General features: G+C 72.8%; 20 protein-coding genes. 10 read left to right on the forward strand and 10 right to left on the reverse strand.

Annotation, left to right across the window (positions count from 1 at the left end; genetic code table 11):
• Positions 1-3: 3 nt before the first annotated feature.
• Together AB0368_RS03680 and AB0368_RS03685 are read right to left on the reverse strand one after the other, a co-directional pair.
• Positions 4-831, reverse strand: coding sequence for an endo alpha-1,4 polygalactosaminidase (locus AB0368_RS03680; RefSeq protein ID WP_366152199.1), 828 nt, complete (start codon positions 829-831; stop codon positions 4-6).
• Positions 832-938: 107 nt separating this feature from the next.
• Positions 939-1,736: an MBL fold metallo-hydrolase gene (locus AB0368_RS03685; RefSeq protein ID WP_366152200.1), complete on the reverse strand. Its 798-nt coding sequence runs from the start codon at positions 1,734-1,736 to the stop codon at positions 939-941.
• A 173-nt stretch (positions 1,737-1,909) separates the two neighbouring features.
• On the opposite strand from AB0368_RS03685, the gene AB0368_RS03690 reads away from it, so the two are divergent.
• A complete protein-coding gene (locus AB0368_RS03690) occupies positions 1,910-2,620 on the forward strand; it encodes a SigB/SigF/SigG family RNA polymerase sigma factor (protein WP_366152385.1) in 711 nt (236 codons plus the stop codon).
• 6 nt (positions 2,621-2,626) lie between these two features.
• Here AB0368_RS03690 and AB0368_RS03695 read toward each other — a convergent pair whose 3' ends face one another.
• A complete protein-coding gene (locus AB0368_RS03695) occupies positions 2,627-2,863 on the reverse strand; it encodes a hypothetical protein (RefSeq protein ID WP_366152201.1) in 237 nt (78 codons plus the stop codon).
• A gap of 46 nt (positions 2,864-2,909) precedes the next feature.
• The gene (locus tag AB0368_RS03700; protein WP_366152202.1) at positions 2,910-4,568 is read right to left on the reverse strand and encodes a phospholipid carrier-dependent glycosyltransferase; all 1,659 of its coding nucleotides are present in this window, start codon (positions 4,566-4,568) and stop codon (positions 2,910-2,912) included.
• 35 nt (positions 4,569-4,603) lie between these two features.
• On the opposite strand from AB0368_RS03700, the gene AB0368_RS03705 reads away from it, so the two are divergent.
• Positions 4,604-4,873 carry a DUF2277 domain-containing protein gene (locus AB0368_RS03705; RefSeq protein WP_366152203.1) on the forward strand — a complete coding sequence of 90 codons (270 nt, stop codon included), beginning with the start codon at positions 4,604-4,606 and terminating at the stop codon, positions 4,871-4,873.
• Positions 4,874-4,875: 2 nt separating this feature from the next.
• Here AB0368_RS03705 and AB0368_RS03710 read toward each other — a convergent pair whose 3' ends face one another.
• Complete coding sequence (locus tag AB0368_RS03710) at positions 4,876-5,607, reverse strand: hypothetical protein (protein ID WP_366152204.1); 732 nt, start codon at positions 5,605-5,607, stop codon at positions 4,876-4,878.
• Positions 5,608-5,689: 82 nt separating this feature from the next.
• Here AB0368_RS03710 and AB0368_RS03715 point away from each other — a divergent pair, with 82 nt between their 5' ends.
• From AB0368_RS03715 to AB0368_RS03725, 3 genes are read left to right on the forward strand one after another with little or no spacing between them, the layout of a single operon-like run.
• On the forward strand, positions 5,690-6,052 hold the full coding sequence (locus AB0368_RS03715; protein ID WP_366152205.1) for a metalloregulator ArsR/SmtB family transcription factor: 363 nt from the start codon (positions 5,690-5,692) through the stop codon (positions 6,050-6,052).
• Entirely contained in the window at positions 6,049-6,684 is a 636-nt protein-coding gene (locus tag AB0368_RS03720) for an SRPBCC family protein (RefSeq protein WP_366152206.1), read from the forward strand. Before AB0368_RS03715 ends, AB0368_RS03720 begins: the two co-directional genes overlap by 4 nt.
• A 19-nt stretch (positions 6,685-6,703) precedes the next feature.
• Positions 6,704-7,090, forward strand: a complete 387-nt coding sequence (locus AB0368_RS03725; protein WP_366152207.1) for a VOC family protein — start codon at positions 6,704-6,706, stop codon at positions 7,088-7,090.
• Positions 7,091-7,145: 55 nt separating this feature from the next.
• On the opposite strand, the gene AB0368_RS03730 is transcribed toward AB0368_RS03725, so the two are convergent.
• The 5 genes from AB0368_RS03730 to AB0368_RS03750 form a co-directional block, all read right to left on the reverse strand.
• On the reverse strand, positions 7,146-7,889 hold the full coding sequence (locus tag AB0368_RS03730) for a YcnI family protein (protein ID WP_366152208.1): 744 nt from the start codon (positions 7,887-7,889) through the stop codon (positions 7,146-7,148).
• Positions 7,890-7,982: 93 nt separating this feature from the next.
• Entirely contained in the window at positions 7,983-9,302 is a 1,320-nt protein-coding gene (locus tag AB0368_RS03735; RefSeq protein WP_366152386.1) for an ATP-binding protein, read from the reverse strand.
• 41 nt (positions 9,303-9,343) lie between these two features.
• On the reverse strand, positions 9,344-10,003 hold the full coding sequence (locus AB0368_RS03740) for a response regulator transcription factor (protein ID WP_366152209.1): 660 nt from the start codon (positions 10,001-10,003) through the stop codon (positions 9,344-9,346).
• 68 nt (positions 10,004-10,071) lie between these two features.
• On the reverse strand, positions 10,072-10,368 hold the full coding sequence (locus AB0368_RS03745; protein WP_366152210.1) for a hypothetical protein: 297 nt from the start codon (positions 10,366-10,368) through the stop codon (positions 10,072-10,074).
• 102 nt (positions 10,369-10,470) lie between these two features.
• Positions 10,471-12,060: a methyl-accepting chemotaxis protein gene (locus AB0368_RS03750; protein ID WP_366152211.1), complete on the reverse strand. Its 1,590-nt coding sequence runs from the start codon at positions 12,058-12,060 to the stop codon at positions 10,471-10,473.
• A 113-nt stretch (positions 12,061-12,173) separates the two neighbouring features.
• On the opposite strand from AB0368_RS03750, the gene AB0368_RS03755 reads away from it, so the two are divergent.
• From AB0368_RS03755 to AB0368_RS03775, 5 genes are all read left to right on the forward strand, one after another.
• Complete coding sequence (locus AB0368_RS03755) at positions 12,174-13,316, forward strand: sigma-E factor regulatory protein RseB domain-containing protein (RefSeq protein ID WP_366152212.1); 1,143 nt, start codon at positions 12,174-12,176, stop codon at positions 13,314-13,316.
• On the forward strand, positions 13,313-14,065 hold the full coding sequence (locus AB0368_RS03760) for an ATP-binding cassette domain-containing protein (protein WP_366152213.1): 753 nt from the start codon (positions 13,313-13,315) through the stop codon (positions 14,063-14,065). Before AB0368_RS03755 ends, AB0368_RS03760 begins: the two co-directional genes overlap by 4 nt.
• Complete coding sequence (locus AB0368_RS03765) at positions 14,029-14,244, forward strand: DUF4162 domain-containing protein (protein WP_366152214.1); 216 nt, start codon at positions 14,029-14,031, stop codon at positions 14,242-14,244. The genes AB0368_RS03760 and AB0368_RS03765 overlap by 37 nt, the downstream gene beginning before the upstream one ends.
• Positions 14,231-15,070, forward strand: coding sequence for an ABC transporter permease (locus AB0368_RS03770; RefSeq protein WP_366152215.1), 840 nt, complete (start codon positions 14,231-14,233; stop codon positions 15,068-15,070). Before AB0368_RS03765 ends, AB0368_RS03770 begins: the two co-directional genes overlap by 14 nt.
• 66 nt (positions 15,071-15,136) lie before the next feature.
• Positions 15,137-15,397 (forward strand): hypothetical protein, encoded by a 261-nt coding sequence (locus AB0368_RS03775; protein ID WP_366152216.1) that lies wholly within the window; start codon positions 15,137-15,139, stop codon positions 15,395-15,397.
• Position 15,398: the final 1 nt, after the last annotated feature.

Below are 15,398 nucleotides of genomic sequence, written 5' to 3' on the forward strand. Positions count from 1 at the left end.
CCGTCAGCAGGCGTCGTACCGGTACGTGGCGCTGCCCGGCGCGGTCACCTTCAGGTCGCGCCGGACGACCGACGCGCCTGCCCCGACCGCCCGGCACGCCTTCCGGAAGCCCGCGTCGGTGTACTCGACGTCGATGACGTGGCCGCCGTACACGTCGGTGTAGCCGGTGCACTCGTTCCAGCGACCGCAGTCCTCGGCGATCGCGAAGTCGAGGCCGAGGTCCCGGCCCCGGGTACCCAGCTCGGTGGTGTTCTTCTGGCCGATGGCCAGCCCGGCGCGGTGGGCGGACGGGACGAGCATCTCGAGGTATGCGACCGAGTCGTCAACGCTGAGCAGGCCGTCCGAGCGGTCGTACGAGTCGATGTTGTCCGGTTCGACCGCCTGGAAGCCGTCCCGGGCGCAGCCGTCGATCCAGCCGCCGACGATGCCCGCGATCGCCTCGCGCTTGTCCGGGGTGGAGATGTCCAGCAGGATCTCGTCCCATTCGCCGTCGACGACATAGCTTCCCTCGCCGTCGCGCAGCAGCAGGTCGTCGTGCTCGCTCTGCCACCAGGCGGCCTCGCCCGGCTGGGTCTGGTAGGCGTTGACGTAGCAGATCGTGTAGAGGCCGGATGCGACCGGCGCCTCGCGGTCGCGGCTCACCACCGTCACGCCGGCGGGCGGGTCGTACGCGGCGCCGATCTGGTAGTCGAACGTCGCGTTCGCCGGCGGCGGCGCGATCGCGGCTTCCGCATACGGCGTGGCGGCGGCGTCGGCGTGCAGGGCGAAGAAGGTGGTGGCGAGCGCCGCGGTGAGAGCGGTGCCGGCGGCGAGAACGGTACGGGTGACCACGGTCCGATTCAACTGCCCGGCCCAGCGGGAGGCAATGAGTCCCGGTGCGGGTCGGGTGCGCCCGCTCCCCGATCGCGGGCGAACGAGGGCAGACACCCGGAGCCGCGTCAGACGCGTACGGGTATCTCCAAGGTCTCGCCGCGAGTGACCGGCCGGATGCCGGGCAGGCCCTCCTCCCCCGCCCGCTTCAGGTACGTGGCCAGCGGCGTCTTCTGGACCTTGTAGTCGTCGTTGTGGATGGGAACGGTGAGCCCCGGCTTGATCAGGCGGGTGGTCGCCACCCCCTGCCGGTCGTCCATGGTGAGCAGCATGCCCAGCACCCGGGTGCCGCCCAGGTGGATGAGCATCGCGTCGATCTCACCGCACCGCCGCGGGATCTCGCTGAGGTGCGGGCCGTAGAGCGTGTCGCCGGTGATGTAGAGGCGCAGCCGACAGCTCCCGTCGACCTCCAGCTCGGCCACCGAGCCCATCACGTCCGGCAGCAGCCGGTCGACGAGCCCCGGCCCGTGCCTGCCGGGCACCGCGGTGATCCGCAGCCGCTGCGTGCCGCGCTCCCACTGGGTGCTGTCCCAGGTGGGCAGGCCGTGCGCGGCGGTGAAGCGGAAGCGTCGCAGCCTGCGCTGCGCCTGGACGGTCGTGACGATCGGGATCTCGGGCGGCAGGTCGCGGCGCGCGAAGCGGTCGAAGTGGTCGCCGTGCAGGTGCGAGAGGAGGACGGCGTCGAGCGCCCCGGCGTCGACCACCTCCAGCGCCGGGTCCACCAGCCGCCTGGTCCACATGCCCTTGCCCAGGTACACCCGGCTGCCCGCCGGCCCGAACGCGGGATCGGTCAGCAGGGTGAAGTCCCCGAGCCGCAGCACGGTCGTCGCGTTGCCCACGAAGGTGACGCTGGCGCTCACGGTCATGCAGCGCGCGTACCCGGCGGCCGAAGATTCATGCCCGGCGCGAGTTGCGTCGGTTTCTGCGTCGTTTAGAGTGGCAGGAGGCGGGTAGACACCGTGCGCGTCGGCGAAAGGAATGCGTAATGACGACCATGACCACGCGGGTGCCACGGAACGGCGGAGAGGTGTTGCAGCGGATGGTCGCGGCCCCCACCGGGCCACGCCGGGCCGCTTTGCGGGACGAGGCCGTGCGGGCCTGGCTCCCCCTCGCCCAGCACCTGGCCCACCGCTACACCGGCCGCGGCGAACCGGACGACGACCTGCTCCAGACGGCCACGGTGGGGCTCATCAAGGCGATCGACCGGTTCGACCCGGACCGGGGCGTCGAGTTCGCCGGGTTCGCGATCCCCACGATCCTCGGCGAGATCCGCCGGCACTTCCGCGACCGCACCTGGTCGGTCCGGGTGCCGCGGCGCCTGCAGGAGCTGCGGATGGCGATCACGGAGGCGAGCAACGCCCTCACGCATTCGCTGGGCCGCTCGCCCACGGTCGCAGACATCGCGGCCCACTTGAAGACCACCGAGGAGGAGGTGCTGGAGGGACTCGAGGGCGCCCGGGCCTACAGCGCGAAGAGCCTGTCGACGCCGGTCACCGAGGACGGCGCGACGTCGCTGGGCGACCTGCTCGGCGAGACCGACCACGACATGGAGCTGGCCGAGCTGCGGGTGGCGCTGGGGCCCGCGATGGCCACCCTCGACGAGCGCGAGCGGACCATCCTGTCGCTGCGATTCTTCGGCAACCTCACCCAGTCGGACATCGCCGGGCAGATCGGCGTCTCGCAGATGCACGTGTCCCGGCTCATCGCCCGTGCCCTGGCCAAGCTGCGAGCGCAGCTCACCGCGGGCTGAGCCGGCTCAGCGTCGTTCCCGCTCCGGAACGGGATCGGCCAGGTTCCGCGCCCGGTCCGCGATGTCGCGCGCCGTGTCGGTCATCGAATCGGCGAGGCGGTGCAACCGTTCCGCCGCCGCCGGGTCGCCGCGCCCGTCGGCGTCCTCGTGCAGGCTCAGCTCGGTCTCCTCCAGCGCCATGGCGTTGAGCTGCATGAGGTCCGACGCGCGTTCCGTCCGATCGCCGGATCGTTCACCACTCATGCCGGTGAATTACCCGGGCGATCATGCGCCAACCCCCCGCCCCGGCTCACGGGCGGCGGTAGATGCTGATCGAGTGGCCGACCTCGTCGATCGGCTGACCGCTGGTGCCCAGCAGCGCCGCCAGCCGGCCGGTCGCCTTCGCGATCGAGCTGTCCGAGACCACGAGCAGGCCGTGCACCTCGTCCGCCGGCACCCGCAGCGGGTCGCGGGCGTGGATCCCGTACGCGTCCGGCACCCCGGCGCCCTTGTAGACCAGCCACACCGGCTCGCCGGGATACTCCTCGCGCAGCCGGTCGGCGAGCCGGCCCAGGTCCTGCCCCCAGTCGGCGTTCGAGTCGTGCAGCCGCAGGTGGGTACGGGCAGGACCGCCGAAGGCCTCGTTCGAGTACGGCAGGTAGTACGGGAACGTGCGCACCGAGCTGACCGCCACGAAGGCCACCAGCACGGCCGCGGTGACGTGCGCCCACCGCCACCGGACCGCCACCACGGCCGCCGCCGCCACGGCCAGGAATATCGGCATGAAGATGGCGTACCGGGTGCCGAAGTCGCGGGCGCCGGTCATCGCTACCGCCAGCAGCAACGCCGGCGGCACCAGCAGGTAGGGGACCGCGGCGCGCAGACGGGGCAGCGTGAGCATCGCCACGGCCCCGGCAAGCCACAGCACGAGCATCCCGAGGGGCGTCTTCACCAGCAGGGCGGCGGGCAGGTAGTACCAGAGCGAGCCCTGGTAGTGGCGGCCGAACAGGAACCCGCTGAAGGTCGAGTCCTCGAAGCCGAACTGGATGCGCATGCCGTCGCGGTACGACTCCGGCAGCGGCAGCCAGGCGGTGAGCAGGCCGCGTACGCCGTGCACGACGGGCGTACCGCTCGGCGCGGTCCACCGCAGCCCGGGGTCGACGGCCAGGTAGCTGAGCCACACGACCAGCACCGCGGCGACGCCCACCCCGGCCACGACGGCCAGCCCGCGCAGCCGCTCCCGCACCGGCACCCCCCGCTGCCACGCGGACGTCGCGAGCAGGGCCAGCAGGAGCACGACCGGCACCGCGGGCAGCGCGCTCATCCGGGTGGCGATGGCAGCGCCCAGCGCGACACCGGCGAGCGGCAGGTAGAGCAGCGGCCGGTCGCGGTCGCGCGCCCGCCAGGTGAGCCAGACCGCGGTCAGCAGGAAACCGATCGCGGGTACGTCCAGCGTCGCCAGCGAGCCGTGCGTGATGACGTCGGGAGAGAAGGCGTAGAGGGTCAGCGCGAGCACTCCCCCCGCGGCGCCGGTGAGGTCGCGCGCGAAGGCGAACACGACCAGCCCGAACAGCAGCGTCAGGATGATGATCGGGAGCCGGGCCAGGAACATGAGCTCGTACGGGTCGTTGCCGGCCCCGTACAGCACGTGCCGGCCCAGCGCGGTCTGGTCGCCCCGGAACGCGGGATCGAGGCGGGGCGAGGCGAAGGCCAGCCCGAGCGCCATGAACTGCTTGCCCAGCGGCGGGTGCTCGGGGTTGTACCGCACGGTGCGCTGCTCGAGGTACGTGACCGCGGTGCCGACGTACACGGGCTCGTCGATGGTCGGGGTCTGCTGCACGGCGGTGGTGACCATGACGGCCGCCATCTGGCCCAGCAGCACCAGCACGAGCAGCGGCACCACCCAGCGGCGGCGGGGGCGGTCGGCGGCCGGCGCGCCGGCCGCGCGCTCCTCGAGGTCGGCGGTCACTGAGGAAACCTACCCGGCGGCGCTACGCTCGGCCCATGTGCCGAAACATCCGTCAGCTGCACAACTTCGAGCCGCCGGCCACCTCCGACGAGGTGCAGGCGGCCGCCCTGCAGTACGTCCGCAAGGTCGCCGGCTCGACGAAGCCCTCCCAGCGCAACCAGGCCGCCTTCGACAAGGCCGTCGCCGCCGTGGCCGCCGCGACGAGCGAGCTGCTCGAGGAGCTGGTGACCGCGGCGCCGCCGCGCGACCGGGAGATCGAGGCCGCCAAGGCCCGCGAGAAGGCCCGCCAGCGGTACGCGTCCTGACCTCACCCGCGTCGCAGCGTCGCGCCGCGCAGCGTGAGGTACCACGGCGACGACGTGAAGTCCGGCCCGGTCTCCTCGCCGATGTACGCGTCGATGTGCTTGCTGCCGCCGAGCCCGGGCGTGAACTCGTCCGTCACCGTCCACCGGGCGTCGCGCAGGGCCGTGCAGACCCTCGCCGCGGGTCGGCCGCCGTCGTCCGCGTCGCCGCAGTCGGTGATCCGGAACTGCGTACCCCTGGGCAGCACGCCGGGGTCGGCGGCAGCGGAGATGAACGGGCGCAGCGCCCGCCCGCCGGTGTCCCGCGGCCGGGTGTCGAGCCAGAAGCCGACGTCGTGGGACCAGTTCAGATACGTGCCGTCGGCCGTACGCCCGGCGCCCTCCTCCCGTACCGCCGCGACGAAGTCGGCCTTGTAGGCCCCCAGATCCTGATCACCGTGCGCGCAATCGATCCGCGGGCACCCGGTGACGGTCTCGGCCGCCCCGGAGTGGTACGCCTCGACGGCGGTGTAGTAGACCGTCACCTCCCAGCCGCCGGTGAGCACCGGGACGGTGACGACCGGCAGCCGCAGGGGCGGTGCGGATCGGGACGGCGCCGGAGCCGGAGCCGGCGAGGACGGCATGCTCCACGTGCCGCCGAGGGACGCCCGGGGCAGCGCTGAGGGCGCCGCCTGCGGTGTCGCGTCGTCGCATCCCCCGAGGAGCAGGCCGCAGAGCAGGAGGCCGGCGAGTCGCATGTGCCGAGTTTTCCAACTTTCTCCCCGGCGTACGGGTGATTCAGGCCTGGCTAATATAAGCCGCAGTTGATAACTTGGCATCGTGCATGCGTTCGACGTGCTCGGTGACCCCGTGCGCCGCCGCATCCTGGAGCTGCTCGCCGACGGCGAGCAATCCTCCGGGGCGGTGACCGGGGTGATCCGGGCCGAGTTCGGAATCTCCCAGCCCGCCGTCTCCCAGCACCTGCGGGTGCTGCGCGACAACGGCTTCGCGACCGTGCGCCCGGACGGCGCCCGGCGGCTGTACGCGGTGGACGACACCGCCCTGCGCGAGGCCGACGCCTGGCTGGGCCGGTTCCGGCGGTTCTGGACGCCGCACTTCGACGCGCTGGCCACCGAGGTGGCCCGCGGCAAGCGGCAGCGGCGCCTCGCCGGCCGCGACGACGATCCGGGAGCGACCCCATGATCCAGGTGAAGCAGCAGATCAGCGACGTGCGCCGGACGCTGGGCGACCGGCGCCTCGAGGCCGGCGAGGCGAAGGTGACCACGATGAGCCAGGTCTACGACACGGACGCCGAGGACCTGTGGGAGGCGGTGACCAGCCCCGAACGGATCCCCCGCTGGTTCATGCCGGTCACCGGCGACCTGCGCGAGGGCGGCAACTACCAGCTCGAGGGCAATGCGAACGGCACCATCAGCCGGTGCGAGCGCCCGCACGGATTCGCCGCCACGTGGGAGTACAACGGCGAGGTGAGCTGGATCGAGGTCCGCCTGACCGCGGAGGGCGACGGGCGCACGCGGTTCGAGCTGGAGCACGTCGCGCACGTCGCCGCGGAGTTCTGGGACCGCTTCGGCCCCTCGGCCACCGGCCTGGGCTGGGACCTGGGGATGCTGGGGCTGGCCAACCACCTCGCCGACCCGGCCACGGCGATCCGCCCCGAGGACGGCCCGGCCTGGATGATGTCGCCGGAGGGCAAAGAGTTCATGCGGCTCAGCGTCGACGCCTGGGCGCAGCTCGCGGTGATGGCCGGCGAGGAGCCGGAGCAGGCCCGGGCCGCCGCCGACCGCACGTACGCGGCGTACACAGGGGCCGCCTGAGCGCCGGAAAGCGGATACGATGACCGGCGTGATCACCGCGGTGCACACCCTCGTCTACGCCCATGATCCCGACGCCGCCCGGGCGTTCTTCCGTGACGTGCTCGGCTTCCCCGGCACGGACACGGGCGGCGGCTGGCTGATCTTCAAGACCGGGCCCAGCGAGCTGGCCCTGCACCCCAGTGCGTGGGAGCACGAAGGACGCTCCGGCTCGACCGATCAGCGGTTCGACGTCTCGCTGATGTGCGACGACCTCGGCGCCACGGTGGCCGAGCTGACCGCGAAGGGCGCCACCTTCGAGGGCGAGGTCCGCGACCAGGGCTGGGGGCTGGCCATCCAGCTCAAGGTCCCGGGCGCCGGCGACATCACGCTCTACGAGCCGAAATACGACCCGCCGGCCACCAGCTGATCAAGCCGGACGGACGCCGCAGCCGACGCCCGTCCGGTCACCTGTCAGGCGTCGGTCACTCAGCCGCGACCGCGGACTTCGCCGCACCGCCCGAAGCCGCACCGCCCGGGTTTGTGGCGTTGGCACGCCGGTAGGCGAGCAGGCCGAGCACGAGGCCGGCGAGGCCCAGCACGATGCCGACCACGCCGGCCCAGGTGCCGTTCCCGTCACCCTTGGCATCGTCCACGGCGGCACTCGTCACGGTGGGGCCGCCGGTCGCGGCGGCCGCGGCGGTGAGCTTCAGCACCGGCGCGGGCTTCTCCGGCTCGGTGCCGTCCGTGGTGGGCTCGTCGATCCACCGCACGATCGTGCCGTCGGAATACGTCTGCAGGGCCTTGAACACCACCTGGTCGACCTTCGGCAGCGGCCCGAGGGAGACGTCGAACTCCTGGAACTGGCCCGGCTTGATCGCCGCGTCGCCGGTGGCGGTCCACGTGATCTTGTTGACCGCCTCGGTGATCGGCGAGCCGTGCGCCTGGATCGGCTGGGCCAGCTTCCCCTTCTCGGCGGTCATGGTCCACCCGGCCACCGGCTTGAGCGACACCGATGCGAACGGCGCGTCGGACGGCAGGCTGACCTCCACCTTCGTGGTGCTCGCGGTGTCGGTCTCGTTCGGCACCCGGAACGTGACCTTCGTGTAGCCGCCCTGGACGGCGGTGTTCGGGTTCACAGTCACGTGCGCGGCGGCCGGCACCGCGAGGGCGAGGGTCAGCGCGGCGACGACACTGCCGACCACGGCCGAACGCTTCAACAGGGACATTTCAGGCCTTCCAGCTCGATCTGCTCCGGGCGGCTGCCGGGCACGGTCGTTGGTCGGTGCCCGCGGCGGGATAGTTCCGGCGGATCTCGCGGCTCAGGCCGCGGGCAGGCGCACCTCGGCGTGCAGGCCCGGTGGCGGGGTGGCGCCGCGCAGGGTCACCGTGCCGTGGTGGCGGCGTACCAGCTCCCGGACGATGGCCAGGCCCAGGCCGGAACCGCCGGCGTCGCGCGCGCGGGCGTCGTCGAGCCGGGTGAAGCGGTCGAAGACCCGCTCACGGTCGGTGGCCGGGATGCCCGGGCCGTCGTCGACGACCGCGATCCTCTGGTACGCGCCGTCCGCCACGACCTCCAGGCGCACCGAGGAGCGGGCGTGCCGTACGGCGTTGTCCAGCAGGTTGGCCACCACCCGGCCCAGCGCGTCCCGCTCGCCGGACACCCGCAGCGGCACGGCCGGACGCTCGTAGACCACGTCCGGGTAGCGTCCCGCCACCTCGGCGAGCAGCTGGCCCAGCTCGACCTCCTCGGTCGCCGGGCGGGCCGGGCGGGTCGTCTCGTCGTCCGCGCGGGCCAGCAGCAACAGGTCGTCGACGAGGCGGCTCAGCCGGTGCACATCGGTCAGCAGGTCACCGGCCAGGTCAGGCCAGTCGGTGGTGTCCGGCAGCCGCTGCGCCACCTCCAGCTCGGTGCGCATGTTGGTGAGCGGGCTGCGCAGCTCGTGGGCCGCGTCGGCGACGAACGCCCGCTGCCGCGCCCGCGCGGCGTCGAGGCGGTGCAGCATGTCGTTGAGCGTAATGGCGAGCCGGTGGATCTCGTCGCGCGAATCGGGAATCGGGAGCATGCCGGGCCGCGCCCCGCCGGTGATCTCCTCCGCGCCCGCCCGCAGCGCCTCGACCGGGCGCAGCGCCGCACCGACGACCCGCCACGCCACCAGGGCGAGCAGGGCCACCAGCGGCGGGAACGTGACCAGCAGCGTCGTGCGCAGCAGGTGCACGCTCTGGATCAGGTCGTCGGTCGACCGGGCGACGAGCACCGTGACCCGGGCATCCGAGGGCCCCGCCGCCAGGGCCACCACCCGCGCCCGCCCCGCGAAGCCGATCCGGGAGCCGGGGATGAACATGCCCTCGCCGTCGGGCAGGGACTTCCGCTCGCGCTCGTAGAGGATCGGCACCAGCCGGTCGGTCCCGGCCGAGACCGAGAGGACCTGGCCGGTGGCGTTGACGACCTGCACCCGTACGGCCGGAGCAGCCGGCACCGGGTCGGAGAGCGACCCGGTGTCGACCAGCCCGGCCACCGCGCGGGCGGTCTGGAGGGCCTCGGTGTTGGCGGTGCGCTGCAGCGCGAAGTTCATCGTGGCGACGAGCACGACCCCGCCGCCGGCCAGCCCGACGGCAAGGACGACGACGGACACGAGCAGCAGCCGCGCCCGCAGGCTCAACCGGCGCAGCCTCGTCACGCTCAGCCCCCGGCGAGCCGGTAGCCCGCGCCCCGGACCGTCTCGAGGCGGTCCCGGCCGATCTTGCGGCGCAGGTAGCCGACGTACACCTCGACGGCGTTCGCCGCGGTGTCCAGCGCGGCGTCCCAGACGTGGTCCAGCAGCTCGGTCTTCGAGACCACCTCGCCCGGGCGGCGGATCAGATACTCCAGCAGGGCGAACTCGCGGGCGGTCAGCACCACCTCGGCACCCCCGACGGTCACCTTGCGCTGCGCGGGGTCGAGCTCGACGTCGCCGTGACGCAGCACGGCAGGGCGTTGCGGGGTGCCCCGGCGCAGCAGGGCGCGCAACCGGGCCAGCAGCACCACGTACGAGAAGGGCTTGGTCAGGTAGTCGTCGGCGCCGCAGTCGAGCCCGTCGGCCTGGTCGTACTCGCCGTCCTTGGCCGAGAGCATGAGCACCGGCAGCCACTTCTGCTCCGCCCGCAGCTGCCGCACCACGCGGTAGCCGGAGAGGCGGGGCAGCATCACGTCGAGGATCATCGCGTCGTACTCACCGTGCCGGGCCATCTCCAGGCCGTCCGCGCCGTCCGCGGCGACGTCCACGGCGAAACCCTCGGCCTGCAGGCCGCGTCGCAGCGCGGTCGCGAGCCGCGCCTCGTCCTCCACCACCAGCAAGCGCACCCGTCCACCTTGGCATGCGGGGGCCCGCGAGCGAATCGGTTCTCAGCAGGGTCACAGCGCGGGACGGCTCACGCGGCGGCGAACAGCTCCTCGACGGCGCCCAGGGCGGTGTAGGCGGTGATCCGGATCGACAGGGCGTTGCCGCACAGGCCGATGAATCCGCCGCTGCCGACCATCGCCCGCGCCATCGACGCGACCGAGCCGGCATCGGTCTCGGCACCGGTCAGGCCGGTCTGCGTCAGCAACTCCTGCCAGGCCGCCGCGGGATCGGCGACGCTGCGGCGCAGGCTCTCCCGGGCGTCGTCCAGGGTGGGCCGGCGCAGGCCGTAGACGAGGCGGTCCCCGGGCTGGGCGGTGATGGACATGTGAGGTCTCCTTCGCGATGCTCCCGGGCTGTCACGGAAGCTATCGGCGTGGATCCTCAATGCCGTCTCAAGGCCCGGTCTGGCCCCGGTACGGACCTGCGCTCAGTGCCGGAAGTCCGCCACGAGCACGGTCAGGTCGGAGGCGAGCCGGGTCAGGTCCGCCGCCGCCTGCTGGGTCGCCCGAGCGCCGTCGGCGGTCGCCCCGGCGACCTCGGCGACGCTGGAGACGGTCCGGGCCACCTCCCCGCTGCTGTGCGCGGCCTCCCCCACCTGGCGGCCCATCTCGCTGGTCGTCGCCGTCTGCTCCTCCACCGCCGAGGCGATCGTGGTGGTGTAGTCGCCGACCAGCCTGATCACCTCGGTGATCTCACCGATCGCGTGGGCCGCCGAGCCGCTGGACGCCTGGATGTTGGCGATCCGGGCGGTGATCTCCTCGGTCGCCCGGGCCGTCTGCTGGGCGAGCTCCTTGACCTCCCCGGCCACGACGGCGAATCCCTTGCCGAGCTCGCCGGCCCGGGCCGCCTCGATGGTGGCGTTGAGGGCCAGCAGGTTGGTCTGCTCCGCGATGCTGGTGATCAGCTTGACCACGTCGCCGATCTCCGCGCTGGCCGTGCCGAGCTCGGCGACCTCCCCGTTGGTGCGCTCGGCGACGGTCAGGCCCTGCAGGGTGATCTCGGCGGCACGGGCGGCGTTGGTGGCGATCTCGCTGATCGACGCGTTCATCTGCTCGGCGCCGGCGGCGATGGTCTGCACGCCGGCGTTCACCATCTCGGTGGCCGCGCTGGCGGTGCTCGCCTTCTCCGCGGCCTCGCCGGCGCCCGACTCCAGCTGGGTGCTGACGGCCGACATCTCCTCCGAGGCCGCCGAGAGCGTGGAGGCGGACCCGCCGATGGTGCTGATGGTGTGGCGCAGCCGGGTCACTGCGGTGTCCAGGGCGGCACCCATCTGCCCGGTCTCGTCCCGGGAGGTCAAACCGGTGGAGTGGGTCAGGTCGCCCTCGGCGAGGCTGAGGCAGACCGCCTTGACCCGGTTCAGGGACCGGACGATCCGCCGTGCGACCACCAGGCCGGCGGCCAGGGCCAGCAACATCCCCACCACCATGAGGACGGTCGAGACCCACCGGCTCTTCTCGTACGCCGACTGGGCGGACCGCGCCGAGTTCGCGGCATCGGCCGCCTCGGCCCTGCTCAGCTGCTCGAGTGCCCCGTTGATGTCGGTGAGGATCGGCTGGATCGAGGTGTCCCGGACCCGCTGCCACCCTGCGAAGTCGTTACTGGCCCCCGCGGGCAGCTGCTTCTCCTGGGCGACCTTCACCCAGGCCCGCCAGTTGGCTTCCAGCGCCGCGACGGTGGAGGAAGCGCCGGCCGGGCCGCAGGCCCGGTAGCCGGCGAAGGCGGCATCGACAGCACGCAGATCCGCGGTGAAGGCGTCGGTGTAATGGGCGGTGGTGACCTCGTCCTCCGAGATCGCCTGGTTCGCCAGGTCCACCCGGCCCTGCGCCATGGTGGCCTTCAGGTCACCGACAGCCTCGACGCAGGCGACGTTGCTGCGATAGATCTCCTGGGCGGCGTCGCTGGACCGGCCGAGCGCCACCAGCCCGACGACCCCGACCGCCAGCGACACCGCGGTGCCGACGAGGACGGCCGCGAGGATCTTGACGTTCACGCTCAGGTCGGCGAAGGAGAGGCGCACAGAGTCCTGTTCGGCACCCTCCCGGCAACCCTGAGGTGCCCCTAGGGGACGCTCTCAGCGGCGTCACAGCACGGCCGACGCAGGATGGCTGCAGACAACGGGAGGTGGACATCGTGAGTGTCTTCAAGTCGAGGCCGGCGATGCGCTGGCTGGTTCCGGCGGCCGCGGCGGCCGTCGTGATCGGCGGTGGCGCGGCGGCGGGCACGATCGTGGCGAGCGCGGACCCCACATTGCCGGAGCGCAGCGCGGCGCAACTGCTCGTGGACGTGCAGACGGCGAAGATCGACGGGCTGTCCGGGACGATCCAACAGACCGCGGATCTGGGACTGCCCACCCTGCCCGGCATCACGGGCGGGTCCGGCACCAACGCCGACCTGATCAACCTCGTGGCCGGGAGCAACACGGCGCGCGTCTGGTACGGCGGGGAGGACAAGGTGCGCCTTGCCGTGCTGAGCAAGCTCGGCGAGACGGACGTCATCCGCAACGGCTCCGACGTGTGGCTGTGGCGCAGCAACGACAGCTCGGCCACGCACTTCAAGGTCCCGACGGACAAGCAGCACGAGCAGAAGACGCTGCCGCAGGGCGTACCGGCGACGCCCCAGGAGGCCGCGGACGCCGCGCTCGCCGCCATCGACCCGACCACGGCGGTCACGACGACCGGCGCGGCCAAGGTCGCCGGGCGCGACGCGTACGAGCTGGTCCTCACGCCGCGCGACACGGGCTCCCTGGTCGGCCAGGTGCGGCTGGCGATCGACGCCGAGAAGCACATCCCGCTCGGCGTGGACGTGTACGCCAAGGACGCCACCAAGCCGGCAGTCCGGATCGCGTTCCAGCAGGTCAGCTTCGCCCAGCCGGATCCCGAGCAGTTCGCCTTCAACCCGCCCCCGGGCACGAAGGTGGAGACGCCGAGCGAGGCCCAGCTGCAGAAGCAGGCGGAGCGGGCGCAGCAGCAGGCGGAACACGCCCAGGGGAAGCCGGCGGCCGGCAAGCCGGAGGCGCCCGAGGGAACCAAGGTGGTCGGCAAGGGCTGGACCTCGGTCCTGGTCACCAAGCTGCCCAAGGACGACGGCGCCAAGGCCGGCGAGGGCAGGCAGCAGCTCGACGCGCTGACCGGCCTCCTGCCGAAGGTCAGCGGCACCTGGGGCAGCGGGCGGCTGCTGCAGAGCGCCCTGTTCAGCGCCCTGCTCACCGACGACGGCCGGATCCTCGTCGGCGCGGTCGCCCCCGAGAAGCTGTACGAGGCAGCGGGTCGGTGACCCACCTCGCGGTCGCCTCACACGGGCTGACCAAGCGGTTCGGCAGCCAGGTCGCGGTGGACGCCGTCGACCTGGCTGTCCCCCGCGGGGCGGTGTACGGCTTCCTCGGCCCGAACGGCTCGGGCAAGACGACCACCATCCGGATGCTGCTCGGCCTGATCAGTCCCACCGCCGGCGGGCACGAACTGCTCGGCGAGGCCATGCCGGACCGCGCCGGTGGCGTCCTGCCCCGGGTGGGGGCGCTGGTGGAGGGGCCGGGCTTCCATCCGTACCTGTCGGGGCGGGACAACCTGCGGCGGCTCGACGCGGCGGACCGCACGGCCGCCCGGCGCACCTCGGAGGCCCGGATCGGCGCGGCGCTGGACCGGGTGGGCCTGTCCGCCGCGGCGGGCAAGCGCTACCGCACCTTCTCGCTCGGCATGAAGCAGCGCCTGGCGATCGCCGCCGCGCTGCTCATGCCCCGGGAGCTGCTCGTGCTGGACGAGCCCACCAACGGCCTCGACCCGCAGGGCACCCGCGAGGTCCGCGCGCTGGTCGGCACGCTCGCCGCCGAGGGGGCGACGGTGCTGCTGAGCACCCACCTGCTGGCCGAGGTCGAGCAGGTCTGCACCCACGTCGGCGTCATGCACCGCGGCAGGCTGGTGGCCAGGAACCGCTCGCCGAGCTGCGGTCGGACGCGGCGCCGCGGGCCAGGGTGCTCACCGACCAGCCGGTGGAGGCCGCGCGGGTGCTGCGGGCGCTCGGCCTGACGGAGATCGCCGAGACCGCGGCGGAGGCCTCCGGGCGGCTCGGCGCGGCCGCCCCGGAGAAGGTCGTGGCGGCCCTGGTGCATGACGGTGTGGCCGTCCGCGGCTTCGCCGTCGAGGCGCCGAGCCTCGAGGACGTGTTCGTGCAGCTGACCGGGCGGGGTTTCGATGTCTCGGGTTGACGCGCGGGTGTCGCCCCGGTTCCTGCTGTCGGAGCTGCGGCTCATCGCGGTACGCCGGCGCAACCAGGTGGGGCTGGCGGCGCTGGCGGCCGTACCGGTGGTGCTCGCCGTGGCGATGAAGGTGTCGGCGCCGGACGGGCGCGACAGCGGCCGGGGTCCCGACTTCTTCCAGCAGATCCTCGGCAACGGCTTCTTCGTGGCCCTGGCGGCACTCGGCGTGGAGCTGACCCTGTTCCTGCCGATCGCGATCGCCATGCTGGCCGGCGACGCCGTCGCGGGAGAGGCCGACCAGGGCACGCTGCGCTACCTGCTGACGGTTCCGGTGGGCCGGACCCGGCTGCTGGCGGTCAAGTACGCCGGCATCATCCTGGGCGCGTGCGTCGCGCCGCTGGTGGTGGCGGTCTCCGGCCTGATCGTCGGCCTGCTCCTGTTCGGCGGCGGCGACGTGACGACGCTGTCGGGCAGCAGCATCGGCTTCGGCACGGCGTTGCTGCGGCTGCTCGCCGTCTGCCTCTACCTCGGCGTGTGCCTGGCCGCGCTGGGTGCGGTGGGGCTGTTCCTGTCGACGCTGACGGTGCAGCCGATGGGGGCCACGATCGCGCTGACCATGCTGACCGTGGCGAGCTTCGTGCTCGGGCAGGTGCCGCAGCTGGACTGGCTCCATCCGTACCTGCTGACGCGGCACTGGCAGGACTTCGGCGAGCTGCTCCGCGACCCGGTGTCGTGGCGGGCGCTCGGGCCGGGGTTGCTGTCGGCGGGGGCGTACATCGCGGTGTTCCTACCGGCGGCCTGGGCACGGTTCGCGGGTCGCGACGTCACCAGCTGACCCACCTCACCCGGTGTGGCTCGTTGAGCGGCTCGCGAGGTTGCGCGGGACGATTACCTTTCCCGCATGGTGAACGTGTGGACACGTAACGACGCCTGGGTGCTCGGTGCGCTCGGCGGTACCGGCGCGGACTCGGCGGCGAGCCTCTCGGAAGTCATCGCCCGGTCCGACGCGCTCGAGCACCAGATGATCGAGGAGGCCGAGTTCGCCGGGTCGGCCGGACGGCTGATCGCCGCCGGGCTGGTGCTTCCCGGGGGCGAGTTCGACCGGGCGGCGGACGCATATGCGGCGAGCGCCCAGCGCGCGATCGACGACATCCTTCGTTAGC

It is taken from the genome of Actinoplanes sp. NPDC051475 (assembly GCF_040689425.1).
Lineage (GTDB): Bacteria > Actinomycetota > Actinomycetes > Mycobacteriales > Micromonosporaceae > Actinoplanes.

Bases quoted from the DNA above. Each gene is read 5' to 3' on its own strand.
- AB0368_RS03685 (WP_366152200.1), bottom strand. From the start codon at position 1,736: ATGACCGTGAGCGCCAGCGTCACCTTCGTGGGCAACGCGACGACCGTG.
- AB0368_RS03690 (WP_366152385.1), top strand. From the start codon at position 1,910: ATGGTCGCGGCCCCCACCGGGCCACGCCGGGCCGCTTTGCGGGACGAG.
- AB0368_RS03695 (WP_366152201.1), bottom strand. From the start codon at position 2,863: ATGAGTGGTGAACGATCCGGCGATCGGACGGAACGCGCGTCGGACCTC.
- AB0368_RS03705 (WP_366152203.1), top strand. From the start codon at position 4,604: ATGTGCCGAAACATCCGTCAGCTGCACAACTTCGAGCCGCCGGCCACC.
- AB0368_RS03710 (WP_366152204.1), bottom strand. From the start codon at position 5,607: ATGCGACTCGCCGGCCTCCTGCTCTGCGGCCTGCTCCTCGGGGGATGC.
- AB0368_RS03720 (WP_366152206.1), top strand. From the start codon at position 6,049: ATGATCCAGGTGAAGCAGCAGATCAGCGACGTGCGCCGGACGCTGGGC.
- AB0368_RS03725 (WP_366152207.1), top strand. From the start codon at position 6,704: ATGACCGGCGTGATCACCGCGGTGCACACCCTCGTCTACGCCCATGAT.
- AB0368_RS03730 (WP_366152208.1), bottom strand. From the start codon at position 7,889: ATGTCCCTGTTGAAGCGTTCGGCCGTGGTCGGCAGTGTCGTCGCCGCG.
- AB0368_RS03745 (WP_366152210.1), bottom strand. From the start codon at position 10,368: ATGTCCATCACCGCCCAGCCCGGGGACCGCCTCGTCTACGGCCTGCGC.
- AB0368_RS03770 (WP_366152215.1), top strand. From the start codon at position 14,231: ATGTCTCGGGTTGACGCGCGGGTGTCGCCCCGGTTCCTGCTGTCGGAG.
- AB0368_RS03775 (WP_366152216.1), top strand. From the start codon at position 15,137: ATGGTGAACGTGTGGACACGTAACGACGCCTGGGTGCTCGGTGCGCTC.